The 22,633-nt window shown below is 59.1% G+C and carries 20 protein-coding genes and 1 other RNA gene; 18 read left to right on the top strand and 3 right to left on the bottom strand.

Features of this window, described 5'->3' with window-relative positions; genetic code table 11:
* Positions 1 to 315 precede the first annotated feature (315 nt).
* The 6 genes from AC1DCP_RS23935 (at position 316) to rnpB (ending at position 5,712) form a co-directional block, all read left to right on the top strand.
* A complete protein-coding gene (locus AC1DCP_RS23935) occupies positions 316 to 1,056 on the top strand; it encodes a J domain-containing protein (protein ID WP_013636520.1) in 741 nt (246 codons plus the stop codon).
* Entirely contained in the window at positions 1,053 to 1,832 is a 780-nt protein-coding gene (locus AC1DCP_RS23930; RefSeq protein ID WP_038491639.1) for an N-acetylmuramoyl-L-alanine amidase, read from the top strand. Before AC1DCP_RS23935 ends, AC1DCP_RS23930 begins: the two co-directional genes overlap by 4 nt.
* 247 nt (positions 1,833 to 2,079) lie before the next feature.
* The gene (locus tag AC1DCP_RS23925; protein WP_003513258.1) at positions 2,080 to 2,619 is read left to right on the top strand and encodes a lytic transglycosylase domain-containing protein; all 540 of its coding nucleotides are present in this window, start codon (positions 2,080 to 2,082) and stop codon (positions 2,617 to 2,619) included.
* Positions 2,620 to 2,805: 186 nt separating this feature from the next.
* Positions 2,806 to 3,993: an NAD(P)/FAD-dependent oxidoreductase gene (locus tag AC1DCP_RS23920; RefSeq protein ID WP_065687181.1), complete on the top strand. Its 1,188-nt coding sequence runs from the start codon at positions 2,806 to 2,808 to the stop codon at positions 3,991 to 3,993.
* 66 nt (positions 3,994 to 4,059) lie between these two features.
* Positions 4,060 to 5,250 (top strand): NAD(P)/FAD-dependent oxidoreductase, encoded by a 1,191-nt coding sequence (locus AC1DCP_RS23915; RefSeq protein ID WP_065687182.1) that lies wholly within the window; start codon positions 4,060 to 4,062, stop codon positions 5,248 to 5,250.
* Between the two features lie 56 nt (positions 5,251 to 5,306).
* Positions 5,307 to 5,712, top strand: an RNA gene (rnpB, locus tag AC1DCP_RS23910) — RNase P RNA component class A.
* A gap of 26 nt (positions 5,713 to 5,738) precedes the next feature.
* Here the strand turns inward: rnpB and AC1DCP_RS23905 are convergent.
* The 3 genes from AC1DCP_RS23905 to AC1DCP_RS23895 are packed head-to-tail and all read right to left on the bottom strand — an operon-like array spanning position 5,739 to position 7,905.
* Positions 5,739 to 6,896: a glutathionylspermidine synthase family protein gene (locus AC1DCP_RS23905; protein WP_038491630.1), complete on the bottom strand. Its 1,158-nt coding sequence runs from the start codon at positions 6,894 to 6,896 to the stop codon at positions 5,739 to 5,741.
* A gap of 1 nt (position 6,897) precedes the next feature.
* A complete protein-coding gene (locus tag AC1DCP_RS23900) occupies positions 6,898 to 7,494 on the bottom strand; it encodes a DUF1190 domain-containing protein (RefSeq protein ID WP_003513247.1) in 597 nt (198 codons plus the stop codon).
* A 9-nt stretch (positions 7,495 to 7,503) separates the two neighbouring features.
* Complete coding sequence (locus AC1DCP_RS23895; RefSeq protein WP_003513245.1) at positions 7,504 to 7,905, bottom strand: DUF350 domain-containing protein; 402 nt, start codon at positions 7,903 to 7,905, stop codon at positions 7,504 to 7,506.
* A 621-nt stretch (positions 7,906 to 8,526) separates the two neighbouring features.
* On the opposite strand from AC1DCP_RS23895, the gene mraZ reads away from it, so the two are divergent.
* The 12 genes from mraZ to murB are packed head-to-tail and all read left to right on the top strand — an operon-like array spanning position 8,527 to position 22,474.
* Positions 8,527 to 8,967: a division/cell wall cluster transcriptional repressor MraZ gene (mraZ, locus tag AC1DCP_RS23890; protein ID WP_003513235.1), complete on the top strand. Its 441-nt coding sequence runs from the start codon at positions 8,527 to 8,529 to the stop codon at positions 8,965 to 8,967.
* 14 nt (positions 8,968 to 8,981) lie between these two features.
* Positions 8,982 to 10,007 carry a 16S rRNA (cytosine(1402)-N(4))-methyltransferase RsmH gene (rsmH, locus tag AC1DCP_RS23885; RefSeq protein WP_013636514.1) on the top strand — a complete coding sequence of 342 codons (1,026 nt, stop codon included), beginning with the start codon at positions 8,982 to 8,984 and terminating at the stop codon, positions 10,005 to 10,007.
* Position 10,008: 1 nt separating this feature from the next.
* Positions 10,009 to 10,569: a cell division protein FtsL gene (ftsL, locus tag AC1DCP_RS23880; RefSeq protein WP_003513232.1), complete on the top strand. Its 561-nt coding sequence runs from the start codon at positions 10,009 to 10,011 to the stop codon at positions 10,567 to 10,569.
* The gene (locus AC1DCP_RS23875) at positions 10,569 to 12,311 is read left to right on the top strand and encodes a peptidoglycan D,D-transpeptidase FtsI family protein (RefSeq protein ID WP_003513230.1); all 1,743 of its coding nucleotides are present in this window, start codon (positions 10,569 to 10,571) and stop codon (positions 12,309 to 12,311) included. Before ftsL ends, AC1DCP_RS23875 begins: the two co-directional genes overlap by 1 nt.
* A gap of 59 nt (positions 12,312 to 12,370) precedes the next feature.
* Positions 12,371 to 13,831: a UDP-N-acetylmuramoyl-L-alanyl-D-glutamate--2,6-diaminopimelate ligase gene (locus AC1DCP_RS23870; RefSeq protein ID WP_476774690.1), complete on the top strand. Its 1,461-nt coding sequence runs from the start codon at positions 12,371 to 12,373 to the stop codon at positions 13,829 to 13,831.
* Complete coding sequence (locus AC1DCP_RS23865; RefSeq protein WP_026330779.1) at positions 13,828 to 15,261, top strand: UDP-N-acetylmuramoylalanyl-D-glutamyl-2,6-diaminopimelate--D-alanyl-D-alanine ligase; 1,434 nt, start codon at positions 13,828 to 13,830, stop codon at positions 15,259 to 15,261. Before AC1DCP_RS23870 ends, AC1DCP_RS23865 begins: the two co-directional genes overlap by 4 nt.
* A gap of 23 nt (positions 15,262 to 15,284) precedes the next feature.
* Positions 15,285 to 16,385, top strand: a complete 1,101-nt coding sequence (mraY, locus tag AC1DCP_RS23860) for a phospho-N-acetylmuramoyl-pentapeptide-transferase (protein ID WP_003513226.1) — start codon at positions 15,285 to 15,287, stop codon at positions 16,383 to 16,385.
* A 3-nt stretch (positions 16,386 to 16,388) separates the two neighbouring features.
* Positions 16,389 to 17,798, top strand: coding sequence for a UDP-N-acetylmuramoyl-L-alanine--D-glutamate ligase (murD, locus tag AC1DCP_RS23855; protein WP_003513225.1), 1,410 nt, complete (start codon positions 16,389 to 16,391; stop codon positions 17,796 to 17,798).
* 4 nt (positions 17,799 to 17,802) lie between these two features.
* Positions 17,803 to 18,957 (top strand): putative lipid II flippase FtsW, encoded by a 1,155-nt coding sequence (ftsW, locus tag AC1DCP_RS23850; RefSeq protein ID WP_065687183.1) that lies wholly within the window; start codon positions 17,803 to 17,805, stop codon positions 18,955 to 18,957.
* Positions 18,958 to 18,963: 6 nt separating this feature from the next.
* Complete coding sequence (gene murG / locus AC1DCP_RS23845) at positions 18,964 to 20,100, top strand: undecaprenyldiphospho-muramoylpentapeptide beta-N-acetylglucosaminyltransferase (RefSeq protein ID WP_065687389.1); 1,137 nt, start codon at positions 18,964 to 18,966, stop codon at positions 20,098 to 20,100.
* Positions 20,097 to 21,512 (top strand): UDP-N-acetylmuramate--L-alanine ligase, encoded by a 1,416-nt coding sequence (gene murC, locus AC1DCP_RS23840; RefSeq protein ID WP_038491615.1) that lies wholly within the window; start codon positions 20,097 to 20,099, stop codon positions 21,510 to 21,512. Before murG ends, murC begins: the two co-directional genes overlap by 4 nt.
* Complete coding sequence (murB, locus tag AC1DCP_RS23835; protein ID WP_003513214.1) at positions 21,509 to 22,474, top strand: UDP-N-acetylmuramate dehydrogenase; 966 nt, start codon at positions 21,509 to 21,511, stop codon at positions 22,472 to 22,474. Before murC ends, murB begins: the two co-directional genes overlap by 4 nt.
* Positions 22,475 to 22,633 lie beyond the last annotated feature (159 nt).

Here is a 22,633-nt window from a genome sequence, read left to right as displayed (position 1 = left end):
CAGCGCCGTTGGCAGAACAATGCGAGAAGAATGCGCGAATCTGTCCAGAAGGATGCGCGATTTATCTGCACTTTTGATAGGTGACTTTCATATTCCCGCCCGACGCCGTTAGAGGCATGACGCCGGAATTCCCTTATTTCGTCGGCAGTTGTGGGTTTTATTGGCCGGATAGCTCTCGTCCAGAAGGTAACACCCCCCTACATTTGCCGCCCCCTTGCTCCTGAAGAAAAACTGTCGCAAAAATGAATAAAAGTTAATGCCGCAGCGGCGCCGCGCATATTGCATTCACGGCGATATGCCGTCATGCTTGGCGTCATGATGTTCGATTTCGCCTGTTTGCATATTTCATCCCTGTGGGAACGGCTGCTCGGCGCGATCGGTGACGCGGCAGGCAGCACGCTCGGTCGCGTGGTAGAGGCGATCCGGACCCTTTTCGAGGGAGATCCGGAGACCCGCCGCAAGGTTTCTTTTTCCGTGGCCATTATCGCGCTGTCGGCAAAGATGGCAAAGGCCGATGGTGTCGTGAACGATGCCGAAGTGCGCGCCTTCCGGCAGATTTTCGATTTTCCTGAAGAAGAAGCCAGAAACGTTGCCCGCCTTTATAATCTCGCACGCCAGGACGTTGCGGGATACGAGGCCTATGCCGAGCGTCTTGCCGGTCTTTGCGGCTCAGGCCATGACAATTGCGAGATGCTGGAAAGCGTCATCGATGGCCTGTTCCACATCGCCAAGGCAGACGGCTTGATCCACGAGCGGGAACTGGCGTTCCTCGGCCGTATCGCGGAAATCTTCCATATTACCGAAGATCATTTCGAAACGATCATGGCACGCCACGTTCATATGGATGGGCGCGATCCCTATCGTGTGCTTGGCGTTTCGCCCTCGGACGACTTTCTGGATATCCGCAAGCGTTACCGTTCACTGGTTGCCGAGCACCACCCGGACAAGCTCATCGCGCGCGGTGTGCCGATGGAATTGCACGCTGCCGCGAATGAGCGTATGGCGGCCCTCAATGCCGCCTATGAGGCCATCGAGAAAGAACGCCGCGTCGCATGAGTGAATTTCTGCCGGATTTCAACCCGGATTTCGGGGGCGCAACCATTGCGCCTTCTCCCAACCATGGCGAAAGACAGGGCGTGGCGGGCCCGGATATCATTCTCCTGCACTATACCGGCATGACGACCGCCGATGGCGCCCTTTCGTGGCTCTGCAATCCCGAAAGCCAGGTCTCCAGCCACTATTTCGTTTTTGAAGACGGGCGTGTCATGCAGCTTGTTGCGGAAACACGCCGCGCCTGGCATGCGGGCAAAAGCAGCTGGGCGGGGGAGGCGGACATCAATTCCCGCTCCATCGGGATTGAAATCGCCAATCAGGGCCATCCGGGCGGCCTGCCGGAATTTCCGGAAAAACAGGTAGCTGCCGTCATCGAATTGTGTCGCGATTGCGGCCAGCGGTGGTCTATCGCCCCTGAAAGGGTGCTTGCGCATTCCGATGTGGCGCCGATCCGCAAGGTTGATCCGGGTGAAAAATTCCCATGGGACATCCTGTCGCGGCACGGTGTCGGTCATTGGGTGGAGCCAGCGCCGATCCGCGGCGGACGTTTTTTTCAGCGCGGCGATCACGGTCAGCCGGTGGAAGCGCTCCAGTCCATGCTATCCATTTATGGATATGGCGTTGAAATAACAGGCGCATATTGCGAAAAAACAGAAGGTGCCGTGGCCGCCTTTCAGCGGCATTTCCGCCCGGCGCTGGTGGATGGTATCGCGGATTTTTCCACGATCGACACGCTGCATCGGCTGATTGCCAGCCTTCCGAAATTTTCGGCCGTTTGAACGCCGTTTCTGGAAAAGCCTTCCCCGTTTCCCTGTCACGCAAGTCGATTTTTTTGTTGTGCCACAGTTAATCCGCATTGAGGAAGTCTAAGAGCCGCAGTGGACGCGGTGCTGTTCTTCAGGGGAGCTTGCCGTCAATATCAATCAAGGAGACTGGACGGTAGAAGGTCGTAATCGACTTTCCGCGCGCTGGACGTTTTTATCGTTTCATTGTTCCGGTTATCCGATCTGGAGACTATTTCAACAGATGAACAGAGTTTTTGTTGCTGTCGCAGCGGGCGTTGCTATGCTCGTTTCGCAGGCGGGGATTGCTTTTGCCAAAGACGAGGACGTCAAGACCAAAACCGTGACGCTGGGGACCTTCTTCCGTACGCCCGGTTATCCCGTTCCCGAAAAGAGCCTGCCTTCGTCGCTCAAGAACGACTATTCCGATCTGATCGTCAAATATGCCAAGCGTTACGGCGTCCCCACCAATCTGGCCCATGCCGTCGTTTCTGTAGAAAGCAAGTTCAACCCTAGGGCTCGCGGCAGCGCAGGCGAGGTCGGGCTGATGCAGATCAAGCCGGCAACGGCGCGCATGATGGGCTTTCGCGGCACGACCAAAGCCCTCTTCGACCCCGAGACCAATATTCGCTGGGGCATGCAATATCTGGCAACCGCCCACCAGCTTGGCGGCGGTGAGGTTTGCAGCACGATCCTGCGTTACAATGCCGGCCATGGCGCCACCCGCATGAACCCGGTGTCCAAGCGTTATTGCGGCAAGGTCCAGGCGCTTCTGGCCAGCTGAGGTCCTTTGCTCAAGCGTGTCGTGATGTTTCAGATTGGCGATAAGCTTTAAGTCCTTGTTTTATCGCATCTCGTTATTGCAAAACCGCTGCACGCTCTTGCGCGGCCTGTTTCGGACGTCACGAAAATCGATTCCGGTTTATGCGTGCATGCTGTAGTCAGGAGCAAACCTGATGCGGAGCATGACATGCCGGATTTCAAATATATCGTGGTCGGTGCCGGAATGATGGGTGCGGCGGCAGCGAGGCACCTTTCGGCGCAAACGGATGGCGTGGCGCTGATCGGGCCGGATGAACCCGTCGATCGCAAGACCCATAACGGTGTGTTTTCAAGTCACTATGACGAGGCGCGCATCACCCGTGGTTTCGATGGCGATCCCGTCTGGGCGGAGCTGGCGCAACGCTCCATCCGGCGCTATGCCGAGATCGAAGCAAAAAGCGGCATCCGTTTCTTCACCGAAGCGGGCTGCCTGTTTACCGGAAACGGCAAGGGGCTTGCCGGAGACTACGTTTCGCGAGCCTTGGTCTCGACCGACCGTCTCGGTCTTTGCGTGGAAACGATTGGCAGCGATGCGCTGGCTCCCCGGTTCCCGATGTTTTCCCTGCCGTCGGATCACGACGGTTACTTCGAGGCGCACAATGCCGGCCACGTCAATCCGCGTGCGCTTGTGAGGGCGCAATCCACTATTGCTACTGCGCAGGGCGCGCGACTGATCCGCGAGACGGCGGTGCATGTTCACGATACCTCCCAAGGTGTGGAAGTTTGCACCAGGGAAGGGGCCGTACACACGGCCGAAAAGGTCATAGTGGCCGCTGGCGGTTTCACCAACATGGCTGATCTTCTGCCTTCCCCGGTCGATATGGCGGCAACGGGCCGCACCATCGTGTTTTTCGAACTCGACGAAGCAAGGCAGGCCCTCTTCAGCTCTATGCCCTCGACCATCGTACTGGCGGAGACCGAGGACGATATCGTCTATATTCTGCCGCCTGTGCGTTACCCCCACGGCAAGGTCTATCTGAAGATCGGCGGTGAGAGCGAAAAGGGCAGGCTGGAAACGCTGGCCGAAGCAGTCGGCTGGTTTCATTCCGACGGCACGCCGGGCGAAGTGGAATTCCTGACGAAACGGGCGCTATCGCTCATGCCGGAACTTGCGGGCTGCCCCGTGACCTCTGGTTCCTGCGTCGCATCCATTACCCGTAGCGGCTATCCATATATCGGCTATACGCAATCTTCCAATATCGCGGTTCTGACCGGTGGCAATTTCGTTTCCGCCAAGTCTTCCGACGAAATCGGGAGGCTAGGCGCGGTGCTGCTTCTGGATGGCCAGCTGACCGAGAGTGATTTTGCCGCCGAAATGTCGCCGGTTTTTATCTGACATTCAGCAGCGAAGCGGCTACAAAATCGCAGCTGTACTAGAGCGGGTTGAGGCGAAGAGGGCGGAATGTCGGGACATTTCAAATATATCGTTGTCGGTCGTGGCATGATGGGTGCTGCCGCCGCCCGCCATCTGGCGGAAAACACCGAAGGTGTGGCCCTGATCGGCCCCGGTGAACCTGCCGACATCAAGTCACATCCGGGTGTTTTCGCCAGCCATTATGATGAGGCGCGCATTACCCGCACCATTGATGGCGATGCGGACTGGGCGCTACTCGCTAACCGCTCGATCGCGCGCTACACCGACATCGCGTCACGGAGCGGCGTGGAATTTTACGCTCCCGTCGGCTGCCTGATGGTTGGGGCTGAACGCGGTGGCGACAATCCCTTTGTCGACAATGTCTGTGAGGCAGCGGCGCGTCTGCGGGTTTCCACGGAAACGCTTGACGACGCAGGTCTAAAAAGCGCCTTTCCCTATTTCTCCTTCGAGCCGGGCTGCGAGGGCGTGTTCGAAAAGGACAATGCCGGTTACGTCAATCCGCGCGCGCTGGTGAAGGCGCAGAGCGTTCTGGCAGACAAAGCCGGCGTTACGCTGATCGACGATATAGTCGTCTCGACGCGGGAAGAGGCTGGCCGTGCACGCGTCGAGACGGCCTCGGGTGCGGTTTATACGGCAGACCGGGTGCTGGTCGCTGCGGGTGGCTTCTCGATCACGAAGGATTTGTTGCCGCAGCCCGTCGCTCTCAATGTCTATGCGCGCACCGTCGCCTTCTTCGAGGTAGACGAGGCGGAGCTGGGACAATATGCGGGCATGCCGTCGCTGATTTACGAGCCGCGCGACACGACGAAACATATCTATCTCCTGCCGCCCGTCCGTTATCCCGATGGCAGGTTCTATCTGAAAATAGGCGGCGATCCCGATGATAAGAAGCTCGATAGCGATCCCGAAATTCGCGCATGGTTCCGTTCCGGCGGGCGCGAAAGCGTTCGCGACCATCTCTCCGCCATCGTCGGGACCTTGGTGCCATCCATCGACCGGTCGCGCATTTCCATGGCCGCCTGCGTGGTGTCCAAAACGCCGGGCGGTTATCCGGCCATCGGCTTTACGACGTCACCGCGCATTGCGGTTCTGACTGGCGGCAACGGTACGGCGGCCAAGAGTTCCGACGAGATCGGGCGGTTAGGCGCCCTGTTGATGCGGGATGGAAAAATTGGCAACGACGCCTATGCAACGGATTTCAAGCCTGCATTTCTTTGATCTTCCGTTACGCTTTTCTGTGGCTTTCGCCAAAGAACATGGGTATTGACGCCATGCCAGTTGGCTGGGCAGCCGCGCTTTACCAATGTCGAAAGACGGTAAGGTGAGGAAAGTCCGGGCTCCACGGAAATACGGTGCCGGATAACGTCCGGCGGGGGCGACCCCAGGGAAAGTGCCACAGAGAGCAAACCGCCATGCCTGGCATGGTAAGGGTGAAAGGGTGGGGTAAGAGCCCACCGCGCCGCTGGTGACAGTGGTGGCAAGGTAAACCCCACCGGGAGCAAGACCGAATAGGGATGACACGGGGCGCGGGCGAAAGCCTTCGTCTACAGCCGGTTTCCGGGCCCGTCATCCGGGTGGGTTGCGAGAGGCGGCATGCAAATGCCGTCCCAGATGAATGGCTGCCACGTTCCGGGTCAAACCGGGGCCATACAGAACCCGGCTTACAGGCCAACTGGCGATTTTCCTGCCGCTTTTTTCGGTGGCGATCAGCCCTCGATGATATGGGGAACGTAGCGGGAGAGATTTGCGGTGATAGGTGACGCGTCCTCGCGAATCCCAAGCCCGCAGGGCCGATCGGCGACGATCCAGCTTCCTAACACGGCGTATCCGAAATCGCTCTTGAACAATGGTGCGTAGGCCTGAAAAACGTACCCCTCTTGGCCATAATTGCCGGGGGCCGATAAAATTTCGCGTCGGTTTCGATAAAGGCTGACATTTTCGCCTTCACGCGAAAGAAGCGGCTTCACCACGTAATCCTGCAATTCATATATTTCAGGATCGTCCGGGAAGAAACTCGGGAGCAGATTCGGGTGATTGGGATGCCGCTGCCAGAGCAAAGGCAGCAGGCCTTTGTTCGACAGCACGGCTTTCCAGGCCGGCTCGATGAAAATATCGCCTTGTGCAGGCAGATGCGTGGCAAAGGATTCTCGTAACATGTATTCCCAGGGATAAAGCTTGAAGCAGCGTTCGATGACGCGACTTTGAAGGTCAGCATAACGCCCGCACGCATCGATGCCGATGTCTCTGATATCGAGGAATTGGGCACGGTGGCCCGCCTGAATGGCGCAGTCCATGAGATAAATCGTCGTACCGCAATCCTCGGCGTTGTCGCTCACCGCCGCGAAATGGAAAATCCTGTCTCGCGAGAATTGCCCGAAGGCCTCAATCAAGGCTTCCTGAACCGAGTTGAACTGGTCGGTTTGCGGCGGGAGCGTTCCAAGGGCGACCTGATCGGTCAGCCAGTTATATTGGAAATATGCCGTTTCGAATACGGAAGTGGGCGTGTCGGCGTTGTATTCCAGCAGCTTTGCAGGGCCATGCCCGTCATAGGCAAGATCGAAGCGGCCATACAGGTGGCGGTCGCACCGCCGCCAAGAATTTCGAATGACATCATGGTGATCGCGGGGGATGGCAAGACGGGTTAAAGCCTCCTCACTGTGTACGATGTCGGCGACAAGATCCATGCACATGTCGTGCAGGATCTGGCTCGGTTCTTCGATGTCGCGCTCGATTTCAGCCAGTCCAAAGCAATAGGCTGCATCGTCCACCCAGTAAGGCTCGCCATGCATTTCATGGAAGGAGAAACCGACAGCATTGGCTTTCTCGCGCCAATCCGGGCGCGGCGGGACTGTGATGCGGCGCATGTCAGCTTCCTGAAAAGGAGTGGCCGCCGAATCCACCACGGCCCTTGACGTTCGTTTTGGCGTTGGACGTCTTCACGTCATTCGCTAGCGCGCCTCCTCCTGACGTGATTCCCCCGCCGCCTTGGTCCTGTTCACTGGCCGTCACATCCGGTATGACGAGGTCGCCGTTGCGTTTTCGATAGGCCGACATCGCACCGTTGGAACCCGACTCGCTGTTTTTCTGCCTGCGGCGATAGTTGCTGTAGTCGGCAAAGTTCTCGATGGACCGAGGCATAACAAAACCGGCGGGTGAGGGTGTGAAGACACCTATGCCGGTGGGGTTAGTGGAATTGAGATTTTGTTTCAGCTCAAAGCAGTTTCCCGCGCCGTATTCCATTTCACATGCGACCATATTGAGAAATTTAGGTGCAGTGGCGAGATGATGTTGGCCGGCGTCTTCGGATGCCGCTTGGCAAGCCTTGGGATAGACACCGGAGGCAACGCATTTTTCAACTGAGGTATAAAGAACCTCTTCCTCCGATGAAAAAGCCATAAAAAGGCCTATTGCGGCAATCGTACCGAGGGCGAGACGCGGGTGTTCTGTCACGTCCAAATACATGTCTGTTCCTCAATAGGCCATGCAGGCGGCGTTTAAAATCCCGATGACCACAGCGATGCCGCCGCTCCAGAGCCCGGCCGCAACGTTATCCTCGGTGATTTTCAGGTGCAGGTCGGTCATGGAGAGTTTGGCGATGTAGAATGCGAGAACCTGTACCAGCAGGCCGATCACTGCCCAGACGATATAGTCGGGGAGGCTGACGGAATTAGCCGCCGCCGAGGCGAGCGGCAGGCTGAAGCCGATCAGTGCCCCCAAAAAAGCGACGACGGCGGCAAAGTTGCCGGCCTTGATCAACTCCCCCTCGCGGTGGGGAGTAAGGCGGGTGTAAATAGCGGAAAAGGTTGCCAGGCAGAGCAGGCCGATCAGAAAATAACTTAAGAAGGCAGGTAAGCCTGCCACGTAATTCGGCATTATTGTCTCACAATGAAAAACACAACTTCAGAAATCAAAATCAATTGAAAGTTTAAAAAGTCAAGCGTCGCGGCGTTGTTGTTTGTTGAGAGTGACGGTTCTGGCTGAGCGCAACATGCGCATTGCTTCGGCGTCAAATCGAACCTCTGCAACTGGTCTATCGCTAAATCACACAGATAGCCGTAACGCCAACCAAGCTGGCATTCCCGCGGCAGCATCAGAGCGCCTTTTGCGATTTAAGTGGCGCGTGTTCGGAGAAGGTCGCCAAGTGTCTGTTTCGCAAACAAAAAATGGGCATATCGACCCAAGTTTTATTTGTTTCCGCTGGCACATGAGTTCGCGAAGTAAACCATTCGTTAAACTTAACGGCTTATGAATTTCCGATGCGGAGTCGGTATCGTGCCGGCTTCTCCCATTGACGCCCATAGTGTCCCATGGTATCCCAAATGCACACCACACTGGGTCGTGTTTTTGACCCGCAATCGCTGAAACGAGTGAGGAGCCTGCAACGGGCTGCTGCAGGGCATGTCGCCCTGACGCTTGGCGATGTGTCGTGCGTACCGGTGTTGTCTGTGGGGCGGATGATTCGCTTTGCGGAATGCGGTTTTGGCGAGTTGAGTAATGGACCGCTTTTTATCGAACGTAACGAACAGGATCGACGCCAAGGGGCGCGTTTCGGTTCCGTCTCCGTTTCGTTCGGTGCTGGCGCAGCGTGGGATTCAGGAGCTTTATTGTCTTCAGGATTTCGCGTTTCCGGCAATCAGTGTCGGCGGTCCGGATTTGCTGGAGCGCTACGAGCGGCAGATCGCGTCCATGGATGCCTTCTCGCCGGAGGCGAACGCAATGTCGCTGCTGGTACACGGCGGCGGCGTTTTCATGAAGCTCGATCAGGAAGGTCGGTTGATGGTGACGGATTTCGTCCGGGAATTTACCGGCATATCCACGGATGTCACCTTCGTTGGACGAGCGGATCATTTTCAGCTTTGGCAACCGCAGGCGTTTTTGGCGGCGCAGGCGGCAGCAAGAGCGGGGCGCGGTTTTTCGGCTGCACGCCCCGCATAGGACGGGGACACGGAATGGCGGCGAATTCTGGCGGGCGATCTTCTGATGCCGGTGAGGGACCTCAGCGTCACATCCCGGTCCTACTTCGCGAAGTGATCGCTGCGCTCGAACCCGCATCCGGTAAGGTCATCCTCGATGGCACTTTTGGCGCCGGCGGCTACACCCAGGCAATTCTCGATCAAGGTGCCAATGTCATCGCGCTTGACCGCGATCCGAACGCGATCGCCGGCGGCCAGGCCATGGTTGCTGCAAATGGCGGCAGGCTTACCCTCATTCAATCGCAATTTTCCGATCTGGCAAGGCACGCGCCTGAAGGCGGTCTTGACGGCGTGGTTCTCGATATCGGCGTTTCCTCCATGCAGATAGACGAGGCCGAGCGCGGTTTTTCCTTCCAGAAGAACGGTCCTCTAGACATGCGCATGTCGAGCTCCGGCGTTTCGGCGGCGGATGTCGTCAATCGCGCCAAGGTCGGCGATCTCATCCGCATCTTCGGTTTTCTTGGCGAGGAAAAGCAGCCGGGCCGCATCGCCCGCGCCATTGAAAAGAGGAGGGCGGAAGAGCCCTTCCGCACCACGCGTGATCTGGCGGGCCTCATTGAAATCGTTACGCCGCGCAAGGCTAAAGACAAGATCCATCCCGCAACACGGGTGTTTCAGGCGCTGCGCGTTTTCGTCAATGACGAACTCGGCGAATTGGCGCAGGCGCTGTTTGCAGCCGAGCGGGCTTTGAAGCCCGGCGGCCGGCTGGTTGTCGTCACGTTCCATTCGCTCGAAGACCGCATCGTCAAGAAATTCTTCTCCGAACGTTCCGGAAAGGCGGCGGGTTCCCGCCATCTGCCGATGGTGGAGGACAAGCCCGCCATTTTCGAAAATATCGGCAAGCCGATGGTCGCTGCAAGCGACGAGGAGGCAGAGATCAATCCGCGGGCCCGTTCGGCCAAGCTGCGCGCCGGCCTGCGCACGGCGGCACCTGCCCGGGCGGCAGATTTTTCGATTTTCGAACTTCCCGATCTCGCCAGCCTTGAAAAGATGGGAGGCTGATATGCTGCGCACATTCGATGTCGTGTTGATGGGGGTCATGGTCGCTGCGGCGGTGGTGACCTATTCGATCAAGCACAAGACCGATCTCAAGCTGGAACAGGTCCGCAAGCTCGAGACCGAAATCAAGCTCGAAAAAGACACGATCGATCTTTTGCGGGCCGACTGGGCACTGCTGACGCAGCCGAACCGCCTTCATCGTCTCGTGAATGCCTATCAGGACGAGCTTGGCCTTTCGCCGACGCTGCCGACACAATTGGCGCAGCCGCGCGAATTGCCGATGCTGCGCTCGCAATTGCCGCAGCCGCCCGAGCCGGAAGGCATGAGCGTTGCTGATGTCATCGCCGCCGCCGTCAACGGCTCCAAGCCGGGCGCTACGCTTGGCGGAGCTGCCAAGAAGAAATCACCGCCCGCCGGCCAGATTGCCGCCAATGGCGCTCCTGTTCCAACACCGCGGGCGCGTGTTTCCCGTCCCACTGCGGCTCCGGCTCCTGCCGTCGCCGCTGTCGCAGGCGATGAAGATGGCGAAATGGATGAAACCATAACTGGATCGGTGGACCGCTGATGTCTTTTCTCTCCCGCGTCATGGTTCTGAAGAGCAAGGCTCACTTTTCCGCCAGCACCACCGGCATTCATACTGACCATGCTGCTTTCGAGGGCGCTCGCAAGAAGAGGGCGGCCCAGGCGAAAAGCCGCGTCGGTCTCATCATTTTCGGCTTCATCGCCTTTTACGGCGTCGTGGGCGGCCGTCTGGTGCAATATGGCCTTGCCGAGCAGGAAACGGTTTCGAGCATTGCCCCTGCCGACCGGCTGATGGCGTCGCGTCCCGATCTTCTTGATCGTAACGGCGAGGTTCTGGCGACCGATATCCGCACCGTGTCGCTGTTTGCGGAGCCGCATCGCATCGTCGATATCGACGAAGCCATCGAGAAGCTGCGCACTGTATTGCCAGATCTCGACCAGCGCGGCACCTATCAGAAGCTTTCCTCCAATTCGCGCTTTCAGTGGCTGCGCCGTCAGTTGACGCCGAAGCAGCAGAGCCAGATCCTGGCGCTCGGCATTCCCGGTGTCGGTTTCCGCCCGGAAAAGCGCCGCTTCTACCCTGGCGGGCCAACAGCTGCCCATGTTGTCGGTCACGTCAATATCGACAATCGCGGTGTTGCCGGAATGGAACGTTACGTCGACAGCCAGGGACTGGCCGATCTGACGGCGCTCGGCATGACCAGCGATCAGCCGCTGGAGCCGGTGAAGCTTTCCATCGATCTACGCGTCCAGTCCATCGTGCGTGAAGTCGTGACCTCGGCCATTACCAAGTTCCAGGCGATCGGCGCGGGGGCTGTGGTTCTGGATGTGCATACCGGCGAAGTGCTAGCTATGGCCTCCGTGCCGGATTATGATCCGAACAACCCGGCAGAAGGTGCCAAGGAGGGATGGCTCAACCGCATGTCGAACGGCACGTTCGAAATGGGCTCCACCTTTAAATCCTTCACCATTGCCATGGGTCTCGATTCGGGTCGCGTCCGCCTGGGTGATATGTTCGACGCGCGTTATCCGATCCGCATCGGTGGCTTCACCATCAAGGACTTCCACGGCAAGGGCCGCATGCTCTCGGTGCCGGAAATCTTCCAGTATTCGTCGAACATCGGTACGGCAAAAATCGCCGACACCGTGGGTACCGAAGGACACAAGGAATTCCTGACGCGGCTTGGCCTTCTGACGCGCATGCAGACCGAGCTGCCTGAAGTGGCGCTGCCTTCGCAGCCCCGCGAATGGAAGAAGATCAACTCGATCACCATTTCATTCGGCCACGGCGTTTCAACAACGCCGTTGCAGACAGCAGTTGCCGGTGCCGCGCTCGTCAATGGTGGGAAGTTGATCGAGCCGACATTCCTGCCGCGCACGCGCGAACAGGCGGATCAGGTCGCAAAACAGGTGCTGAAGCCCGGCGCCAGCAAGGATATGCGCTTCCTTTTCGAATGGAACGGTGTCAACGGTTCTGGCCGTAATGCGCGCGTCGACGGTTTCAATGTCGGCGGCAAGACCGGTACGGCTGACAAGGTCGTCAATGGGCGTTATGTGCATGACAAGAACTTCAATGCCTTCCTTTCGGCCTTCCCGATGGACGACCCGCAATATGTGGTGCTCTCCTTCATCGACGAACCGAAGACGGACAAGGGCAATGGCGCGGCACTTGCAGGCACCTCGGCTGCGCCGATGGTGCACGATATCATCAGCCGCACGGCGGCAGTGCTGGGCGTGAAGCCGAAGTTCGGCAAGGATGGCTCGGCCTTGCTCGTGTCTTATTGATTGTTAGAGCTTATGGTGTTCCGGCGAATCGCGCCGGGGGGACAAGACGGACACAGTCGATGAATTTGCGAGATATATCCGGGACGGCGTTTCCGGAATTGAATGAATTGCTCCTGTCTGAGATAGGGGCAATCGAAATCGGGGGAATTACCGCAGACAGCCGCAAGGCTGCGCCCGGTAGCCTGTTCGTGGCGGTTGCGGGAACCAAGGCGGATGGCGCGGCCTATGTGAAGGACGCGGTCGCCAAGGGTGCGGTCGCCGTCGTTTCCGGGCATGCGGTGGATGCCGATGTGCCGGTCCTCGCTGTCACTGACCCGCGCCTCTACCTTTCGCTCGCCGCTTCCCGTTTTTATGGAAAACAGCCGGAAACCATGGTCGCCGTTACCGGCACTGCGGGAAAGACCTCCGTTGCCTCCTTCGTGCGGCAAATCTGGGCTTTCGCTGGCCATGCCGCCGCCCAGATCGGCACGACGGGTGTCATCGCTCCCGGCCGCGAAGATTATGGCGCGCTTACCACACCGGATCCGGTGACGCTGCATGCGCTTCTCGCCGAGCTTGCTGCCGAAGGTGTGACCCATGCAGCCATGGAAGCTTCGAGCCACGGCCTCGACCAGCGTCGCCTTGATGGCGTGAAGCTCGCTGCGGCCGGTTTCACCAATCTCGGCCGTGATCACATGGATTATCACCCGACCATCGAGGACTACATGGCCGCGAAGATGCGGCTGTTCGACACGCTGATGGAAAAGGGCGCGCCAGCCGTCATTTTTGCCGACGACCCTTGGTCGGATAAGGCCATACGCGCCGCCGCGGATGCAGGTCTAAATGTGCGCACCGTTGGCCGGAAGGGCGATTATCTGACACTGAAGCGTGTAGAGCATTTCCGTCACAAGCAGCTGATCGAAGTGCACCATGACGGCGTGATCCACGAAGTCGACATTCCGCTGGCCGGCGATTTTCAGGTGGCCAATGCTCTCGTCGCCGCCGGTCTTGCCATGTCCACCGGCGTTTCCGCCGCAACGGCCATGAAGGCGCTTGAAAAGCTGATCGGTGCTGCCGGTCGCCTGGAACTTGTGGGCCAGACGAAGAACGGCGCGCTTGCCTATGTGGATTATGCCCACAAGCCGGATGCGCTTGAAAATGTTCTGACCTCGGTCAGGCCCTTCACCTCCGGCCGCATCATCACCGTCTTCGGCTGCGGCGRCGACCGTGACAAGGGCAAGCGCCCGATCATGGGCGAAGTGGCGACACGTCTTTCCGACATCGTCATCGTTACCGACGACAATCCGCGCTCGGAAGACGCTGCAACGATCCGTTCCGAAGTCATGGCGGCTGCGCCGGGTGCGTTGGAAATTGGCGACAGGGCAGAGGCGATCCGTCATGCGGTGTCGCTGCTTTCGAACGGCGATACGCTGATCGTCGCGGGCAAGGGGCATGAAGAGGGGCAGATCGTCGGTTCCGTGACGCTGCCGTTTTCCGATCATGAACAGGTGCGTACCGCGCTGGAAGGATTGAAGATTTGAATTGGTTATGGACAGTCGCCGACATGATCGCCATCACGGCAGGGCGTCCCGTCGGGAACCTGCCGACCGGTATCACCGGCATTTCCATCGACAGCCGGACTGTGAAGGCTGGTGAAGCATTTTTCGCCATCAAGGGCGATAGGGTCGACGGCCATGACTATACGAGTTTTGCTGTCGCCAATGGTGCGGGCCTGCTGGTCGTCGCCGAAGGCAAGCTGCCGGCCCTCGGCCGCCTGACCGTGCCCATGATCGTCGTGGAGGATGTCCTCGCGGCGCTTGGCAAGCTCGCCATTGCGGCGCGTGAAAGGACCACGGCGCGGATCATCGCGGTGACCGGTTCTGTCGGCAAGACGACGACGAAGGAAATGTTGCGGCAGGCTCTGGCGCCTTCGGGCCGGGTTCATGCGGCGGTGGCGTCCTTCAACAATCACTGGGGTGTGCCGCTGACGTTGGCGCGCATGCCCGCCGATACCGAATTCGGCGTTTTCGAAATCGGTATGAACCACTCCGGCGAAATCCGTCCGCTGGTCAAGATGGTACGTCCGCATGTCGCGATCATTACCACCATCGCGCCAGCTCATTTGGGCAATTTCAAGAACATAGAAGAGATCGCGAGCGCCAAGGCGGAGATATTCGAAGGGTTGGAGGAGGGCGGCTTCGTCATCCTCAACCGTGACAACGCCCAGTTCGAGCAACTTGAAGAAGCGGCGCAGGACCAGGGTATCGAGCATATCCTGACCTTCGGGCAGCATGCCAAGGCCGATTTCCGGCTGGCCGATTTCGAAAGCACGTCCACGGGCTCGACCATCTGGGCGATCCTGAACGGCGAAACGAGCGAATTGCACCTGAACATTCCCGGCAGGCATATTGCCGACAACGCCATGGCGGTGCTTGGCGCTGTTGCCGTCACCGGCGCCAATCTCGACCGCGCCTTCGAGGTGCTCGGAACGCTCGAGGCAGTCAAGGGGCGCGGACAGCGCCATCGCCTGACGATTGAAAGCGGCTCCTTCCTGCTGATCGATGAGAGCTACAACGCCAACCCCGCCTCCATGCGGGCGGCGATTGCCGTGCTTGCGGAAACAGAAACGCAGGGTTATGGCCGTCGCGTTGCCGTTCTCGGCGACATGCTGGAGATGGGCGAATTCTCAGCCCAGCTACACGAGGAACTGGCCGGACCGCTGCTGGCCGGTGGTATCGAACATGTCTGGCTGGCGGGGGAGGCGATGGCCGCCCTTCGCGATGCGCTTCCGGACAGTGTAACTGTCATCTGGTTCCCGACGACAGCTGAACTTGCCGATTTTGCCCTGCAATGGGTGCAACCGGGCGATGCGCTGATGGTAAAATCGTCACTTGGGCTGGGTTTCGGCAAGATTGTCGCGGCACTGCTTGACAAGTATCCGGCATTCCCTGAGACGGAACGCCAAGTCTGAAATAGCCTTTTGAAAGGGCAATTATGCTGATCTGGCTCGTCGAACTGTCGGATAAAATTCAAGTCTTCAACCTCTTCCGGTATATCACCTTCCGGGCGGGTGCGGCGATGTTCACCTCTGCGTTGATCGTCTTCCTTTTCGGACCGGCGATCATCAATTCGCTGCGCGTGCGCCAGGGCAAGGGCCAGCCAATCCGTGCCGACGGGCCGCAGACGCATTTCAAGAAGGCTGGCACGCCGACCATGGGCGGGCTGATGATCCTTGCCGGTATTCTCGGCGGTTCGCTGCTCTGGGGTGACCTGTCGAACGTCTACGTCGTCGCCGTTCTGATGGTGACGCTCGGCTTCGGGGCTATCGGCTTTTATGACGACTATCTCAAGGTGACGAAGCAGAGCGACAAGGGCTTTTCCGGCAAAGCCCGTCTCGGCATCGAATTCCTGATTGCGGCGATTGCCGTGTTCTTCATGATGAAGGTGGCGCTTGCTTCCGCACCGCATGGCGGCACGCTCGGAAGCTCCATCGCCTTTCCGTTCTTCAAGGAACTTGTGATCAATCTCGGCTATTTCTTCGTGCTGTTCGGTGCTTTCGTGATTGTCGGCGCCGGCAATGCGGTTAACCTGACCGACGGTCTCGATGGTCTCGCCATCGTGCCTGTCATGATTGCAGCCGCCACCTTCGGCGTGATTGCTTATCTCGCCGGTAACGCGGTTTTCGCCAATTATCTGCAGATCAACTTCGTGCCCGGAACGGGTGAGCTCGCTGTCATCGTCGGCGCGGTGGTCGGGGCTGGTCTCGGCTTCCTGTGGTTCAACGCGCCGCCCGCCGCCATCTTCATGGGTGATACGGGTTCGCTGGCGCTCGGCGGCCTCATCGGCTCCATCGCTGTCGCCACCAAGCACGAGATCGTCATGGTCATCGTCGGCGGCCTGTTCGTGATGGAAACACTCTCGGTCATCATCCAGGTTTTCTGGTTCAAGCGCACCGGCAGGCGCGTTTTCCTGATGGCGCCCATCCACCATCATTTCGAGAAAAAAGGCTGGACGGAAAGCCAGGTGGTCATCCGTTTCTGGATCATTTCCGTCGGTCTGGCGCTGCTCGGCCTTGCTACGCTGAAGCTGAGGTGAGCGATGATCCCGGTCTCGTCGTTCAGAGGTAAGAAAGTCGCGCTTTTCGGGCTTGGCGGTTCGGGCCTCGTCACGGCCCGGGCACTGGTTGCCGGCGGCGCGGATGTCGTTGCTTTCGACGATAATCCCGACAGCGTCGCCAAGGCTGAGGCCGAAGGGATAACGACGGCTGATCTTCGAACGATAGACTGGCATTCCTTTTCGTCTTTCGTGCTCGCACCCGGCGTGCCGCTAACGCATCCGAAGCCGCACTGGTCGGTCGATCTTGCCCGGGCGGCGGGTGTCGAGATTATCGGCGATATCGAGCTTTTCATTCGCGAGCGCCGGGCGCATGCGCCGGATTGCCCCTTCATCGCCATCACCGGCACGAACGGCAAATCCACGACGACCGCACTGATTGCCCATATCCTCAAGGCTTCGGGCCGCGATACACAACTCGGCGGCAATATCGGCACTGCGGTGCTGAGCCTCGATCCGCCGAAAGCGCAACGTTTCTATGTCGTTGAATGCTCGTCCTACCAGATCGATCTGGCGCCGACGATCAATCCGACGGCAGGCATTCTGCTCAATCTGACGCCCGACCATCTCGACCGGCACGGCACCATGCAGCATTATGCCGATGTCAAGGAACGGCTTGTGGCCGGTAGTGGCACGGCAATTGTCGGCGTTGATGACAGCTATTCCACGCTGATCGCCGACCGCATCGAGCGTGCCGGCGTGAAGGTGGAGCGCATTTCCAAGCGCAATGTCGTTTCCGAAGGTCTTTATGCCGAAGGCAGCCGCATCCTGCGGGCGCATGGGGGCAAGTCCTCGCTGCTGGTCGATCTCGACGGCATCCAGACGCTTCGCGGCAGCCACAATGCCCAGAATGCAGCGGCTGCAATTGCCGCATGCCTTGCCGTCGGCGTTTCCGAAGAGGACGTCCGCGCAGGTCTCAAGTCCTTCCCCGGCCTAAAACATCGCATGCAGCCGGTCGGTCGGCGCGGCAATGTCACTTTCGTCAATGACAGCAAGGCAACCAATGCCGATGCCGCGGCACCGGCCTTGTCGAGCTATGAGCGCATCTATTGGATCGCGGGCGGTCTGCCAAAGGCCGGCGGCATTGCCAGCCTTGCGCCCCTGTTTCCGCGCATCGCCAAGGCCTATCTGATCGGCGAGGCGGCGGCGGAATTTGCAGCGACGCTCGGCGAAGCCGTGCCTTACGAAATATCCGGCACGCTGGACAAGGCGGTGCAGCATGCGGCGGCGGATGCGGAAAAAGATGCGACGGCCGGCAATATCGTGATGTTATCCCCGGCTTGCGCAAGCTTCGACCAATATAAGAACTTTGAAATCAGAGGTGATTCGTTCGTCGCGCAGGTTGCGGCGCTCGATGGCATGACGATGCTCGTTCACTCTGGAAAAGGGGGCTGAGGCCATGGTAAGCCGAGTTGATCGCGGTCCGGTCGCGGAATGGTTCTGGACCATCGACCGTTTCTTTCTGGCGGCGTTCATCGCGCTGATGGGCATCGGCCTGATGCTGTCATTTGCGGCATCGCCGGCGGTCGCCGAACGCATCGGTCTCAACAGCTTCTTCTTCGTGGAACGTCAGGCGATGTTCATGGTGCCTTCGCTGGCGATCATGATCGGTCTTTCCTTCCTGTCGCCGCGTCAGGTCCGGCGCGTGGCGGTGATGATGCTGATCGCGTCGCTGCTGATGATGATTTTCGCGCTGTTCTTCGGTATCGAGGTCAAGGGCGCACGGCGCTGGATTTCCATCGGCAGCTTCTCGATCCAGCCATCGGAATTCATGAAGCCCGCCTTCGTCATTGTCTGCGCCTGGCTGTTTGCCGAACGTGCGCGCCACCCCGAAATTCCCGGCAACCTCTTCGCTATCATCACCTTCGGTATCGTGGCGGCACTTCTGATCGCCCAGCCTGACTTTGGCCAGACCATCCTGACATCGGTGGTGTGGGGCGGCATGTTCTTCATGGCCGGTGTTCCCTGGTTCTGGATCATCGTGCTCGGCGGTCTCGGCGTTCTCGGCATCGTCTCCGCCTATCTGCTCCTGCCGCACGTCGCCGGACGTATCGACCGTTTCTGGACCGGTGAGGGTGATACCTTCCAGGTGGATACGGCGCGCGAGGCGATCATTCGTGGCGACTGGTTCGGTCGCGGCCCGGGTGAGGGCATCGTCAAGCGTATCATTCCCGACAGCCATACCGACTTCATCTTCTCGGTGGCGGCGGAAGAATTCGGCATTGTTTTCTGCATGTTCCTTGTGGCGATCTTCGCCTTCATCGTGTTGCGCGGCCTCTCGCACGCCTTCAAGGAAAAAGACGATTTCTGCCGCTTTGCCGTGGCCGGTCTGGTCCTGCAGATCGGCATGCAGTCGATGATCAATATCGGCGTTAATCTGGAGCTTATGCCCGCCAAGGGCATGACGCTGCCGCTGATTTCCTATGGTGGTTCGTCGATGATGGCGATCTGCGTCACGGCAGGCTTCCTTCTGGCGCTGACACGCCACAGGCCGGAAAAGAGGGCGCAGGAGCGCAGCTTCTTCCGCGTCGGTTCCGGCGTTCCTGCGGAGTAAATGATCATGAGCAAGGGTATTGTTCTGCTCGCCGCCGGGGGTACCGGCGGCCATGTCTTTCCAGCCGAGGCCTTGGCGCACACGCTGAAAGCGCGCGGTTATCAGGTGCATCTGGTCACCGACAGCCGTGCCGAGCGTTATGCGGGCAAGTTTCCGGCGGAAGAAATTCACGTCGTTCCATCCGCCACCATTGGTTCGAAAAACCCGATTTCCGTGGCGCGTTCGCTATGGAAGCTGTGGACAGGACTGCGTTCAGCGCGCCGGCTGATCACGAAGCTAAAGCCGGTTGCGGTCGTCGGCTTTGGCGGTTATCCCACCGTGCCGCCGCTGCTTGCCTCGACTGGGCTTGGCGTGCCATCGATCATTCACGAGCAGAATGCGGTGATGGGTCGAGCCAACAAGGCGCTGGCGGCCCGTGTGAAGGCGATTGCCGGTGGTTTTCTGCCGCCCGCCAACGGCCAATATTCCGACAAGACGGTTGCGACCGGCAATCCCGTGCGCCCGGCGGTGCTGGCGGCGTCAGAGATACCCTATACGCCTTCGCAGACCGGCGAGACGTTCCAGCTCGTGGTTTTCGGCGGCAGCCAGGGAGCGCAGTTCTTTTCCAGCGCGGTTCCGGCGGCGATCTGCCTGTTGAAGGACGAGCAGCGCAAGCGCATCGTCGTGACCCAGCAGGCGCGCCCCGAAGACAAGGACAGCGTGATCTCCTCGTATCAGAAGCTGGGCGTGAAGGCGGATGTCTCGCCTTTCTTCGGCGACATGGCCTCGCGCATCGGTGAGGCTGATCTGGTCATCAGCCGTTCGGGTGCGTCGACGGTATCGGAGCTTTCGGTGATCGGCCGACCCTCGATCCTCGTGCCTTATCCGCATGCGCTGGATCACGATCAGGCGGCCAATGCGGCAGCGCTTTCGGCAGCCGGCGGTGCAAGCGTTATCAAGCAGTCGGAACTGTCGCCGCAGAAGCTCTCCGGCCTTCTGTCCTCGGCGCTGTCCGAGCCGGATCGGTTGTCCGCAACGGCGGCGGCGGCCAAGGCGACAGGAAAACCGCACGCGGCAGATGTACTGGCCGATCTGGTCGAGGCGATTGCGAGCGGAAAGTCCGTACAGGAATTCAAGACGAACATTGAAGGAGTTGAGGCATGAAGATGCCGAAAGCCATAGGCCTTGTCCATTTCATCGGCATAGGCGGGATCGGCATGAGCGGCATTGCCGAAGTGCTTCACAATCTCGGTCATCGCGTACAGGGCTCCGACCAAGCCGACAGCGCCAATGTGCAGCGCCTGCGCGACAAGGGCATCGAGGTCTTCGTCGGCCACACGGCGGATAATCTCGGTGATGCCGAGGTCGTGGTCGTTTCCACCGCGATCAAGAAGAACAATCCGGAGCTGATCGCCGCGCGGGAAAAACACCTGCCGATCGTTCGCCGTGCCGAAATGCTGGCTGAACTCATGCGTTTCCGCAACGCCATTGCCATCGGTGGCACGCACGGCAAGACCACGACGACCTCGATGGTCGCGACCCTGCTGGAAGCCGGCAATCTCGACCCGACCGTGATCAACGGCGGCATCATCAACGCCTATGGCACCAACGCCCGCATGGGCGAGGGCGAGTGGATGGTGGTGGAGGCCGATGAATCCGATGGCACATTCCTGAAGCTTCCGGCCGATGTGGCCGTGATCACCAATATCGACCCGGAACATCTTGACCACTACGGCAATTTCGACGCCGTGCGCGCTGCTTTCCGGCAGTTCGTGGAGAATGTTCCGTTCTACGGCTTTGGCGTCATGTGTCTCGACCATCCCGAGGTGCAGGCTCTGGTTGGGCGTATCGAAGACCGTAAGGTCATCACCTATGGTGAGAACCCACAGGCCGACGTGCGTTTTTCGAATGTGCGCATCGATGGCACGCGGTCTATCTTCGATGTGGAAATTCGCCGGCGCCGCACCGGCAAGATATTCTCCTTCACGGACCTCGTCCTGCCGATGCCCGGTCGCCACAATGTTTCGAACGCAACGGCTGCGATTGCCGTCGCCAATCGTCTCGGTATTTCGGAAGCGGACATCAAGAAGGGCCTCGCCTCCTTTGCCGGCGTCAAGCGTCGTTTCACGCTGACGGGCGAAGCCAATGGCGTGCAGGTCTTCGACGATTACGGCCACCATCCGGTTGAGATCAAGGCTGTGCTCGCGGCTGCGCGCGAAGCCTGCAAGGGCCGCATCATCGCCGTGCACCAGCCGCACCGCTACAGCCGCCTTTCCAGCCTGTTCGATGATTTCGCGCATTGTTTTAACGATGCCGATACGATTATTCTTGCTCCGGTCTATGCAGCGGGCGAAGATCCGATCGAGGGCGCAAGCTCGGAAGCGCTGGTCTCCGCAATCAAGGCTGCCGGCCATCGCGATGCCCGTTTTCTCGAAAAACGGGAAGATCTCGCGTCAGTGGTTGCAGGCATTGCGAATCCGGGCGATTTCGTGGTTCTCTTGGGGGCCGGAAATATCACGCAATGGGCGGCAGCGCTGCCTTCGGAATTGAAGAGCATATCAGGAAAGTCTGAATGAGACAGGTCGATGGGGTTAAATTGCTGGGGAGGCTCGGCGACGGGGTAAAGGAATTGCGGGGACGTCTGACACCGGATGCGCCCATGGACCGCGTGACGTGGTTCAGAGCCGGCGGTCTTGCGGAAGTCATGTTCCAGCCGCACGATACCGACGATCTGGTTACATTCCTGAAAATCCTTCCGGAGGACGTGCCGTTGACCGTGGTCGGTGTCGGCTCGAACCTTCTGGTGCGCGATGGCGGCATTCCAGGTGTCGTCGTCCGTCTTTCCGCCAAAGGTTTCGGCTCGGTGGAGCTTTCGGGCGAAAACCGCATCAAGGCAGGCGCGATCTGCCCGGACAAGCATATTGCCGCGATGGCCATGGATAATGGCATTGGCGGTTTCCATTTCTATTACGGTATTCCCGGCTCCATCGGCGGCGCTCTGCGCATGAATGCGGGCGCCAACGGCGGTGAAACGCGTGAGCGTGTCGTGGAGGTTTATGCGGTGGACCGTCAGGGCAACCAGCATGTGCTCTCCAATGCGGATATGGATTACAGCTATCGCCACTCCGGCGCCGATGCTGGTCTGATCTTCACCGGCGCCCTGTTTGAGGGTTATCCGGAAGACCGCGCGAAGATCCGCGCCGATATGGACGCCGTGCGTCACCACCGCGAAACCGTGCAGCCGATCCGTGAACAGACCGGTGGATCGACCTTCAAGAACCCCGAAGGTCATTCCGCCTGGGAACTGATCGACGAAGCGGGCGGTCGCGGTCTGGTCATCGGCGGTGCGCAGATGTCATCGCTGCATTGCAATTTCATGATCAATACCGGCCATGCGACCGGTTACGATCTGGAATATCTGGGCGAGACCATTCGCAAGCGCGTGTTCGAGAAGTCGGGCATTCGGCTGGAGTGGGAAATCAAACGGCTTGGGCTTTTCATGCCGGGTCGTGAAGTGGAGCCCTTCCTCGGCGCCTGAAAATTGCGATGCCTCGCGATTGCCATGAGCAACTGCGTTAGCCGTTTCATATCTCTCCTGGCAGCACCAAGCGGCCAGGAGTTTTTGTTTCATATCATCCTTGGCGAAGGGTAACGGTCGATCAATAGTTTTTATCTATAAGCAGTATTTAGATTACGG

Source organism: Agrobacterium sp. 10T429 (genome assembly GCF_056393925.1).
This window is presented reverse-complemented; position numbering and strand designations above follow the sequence as displayed.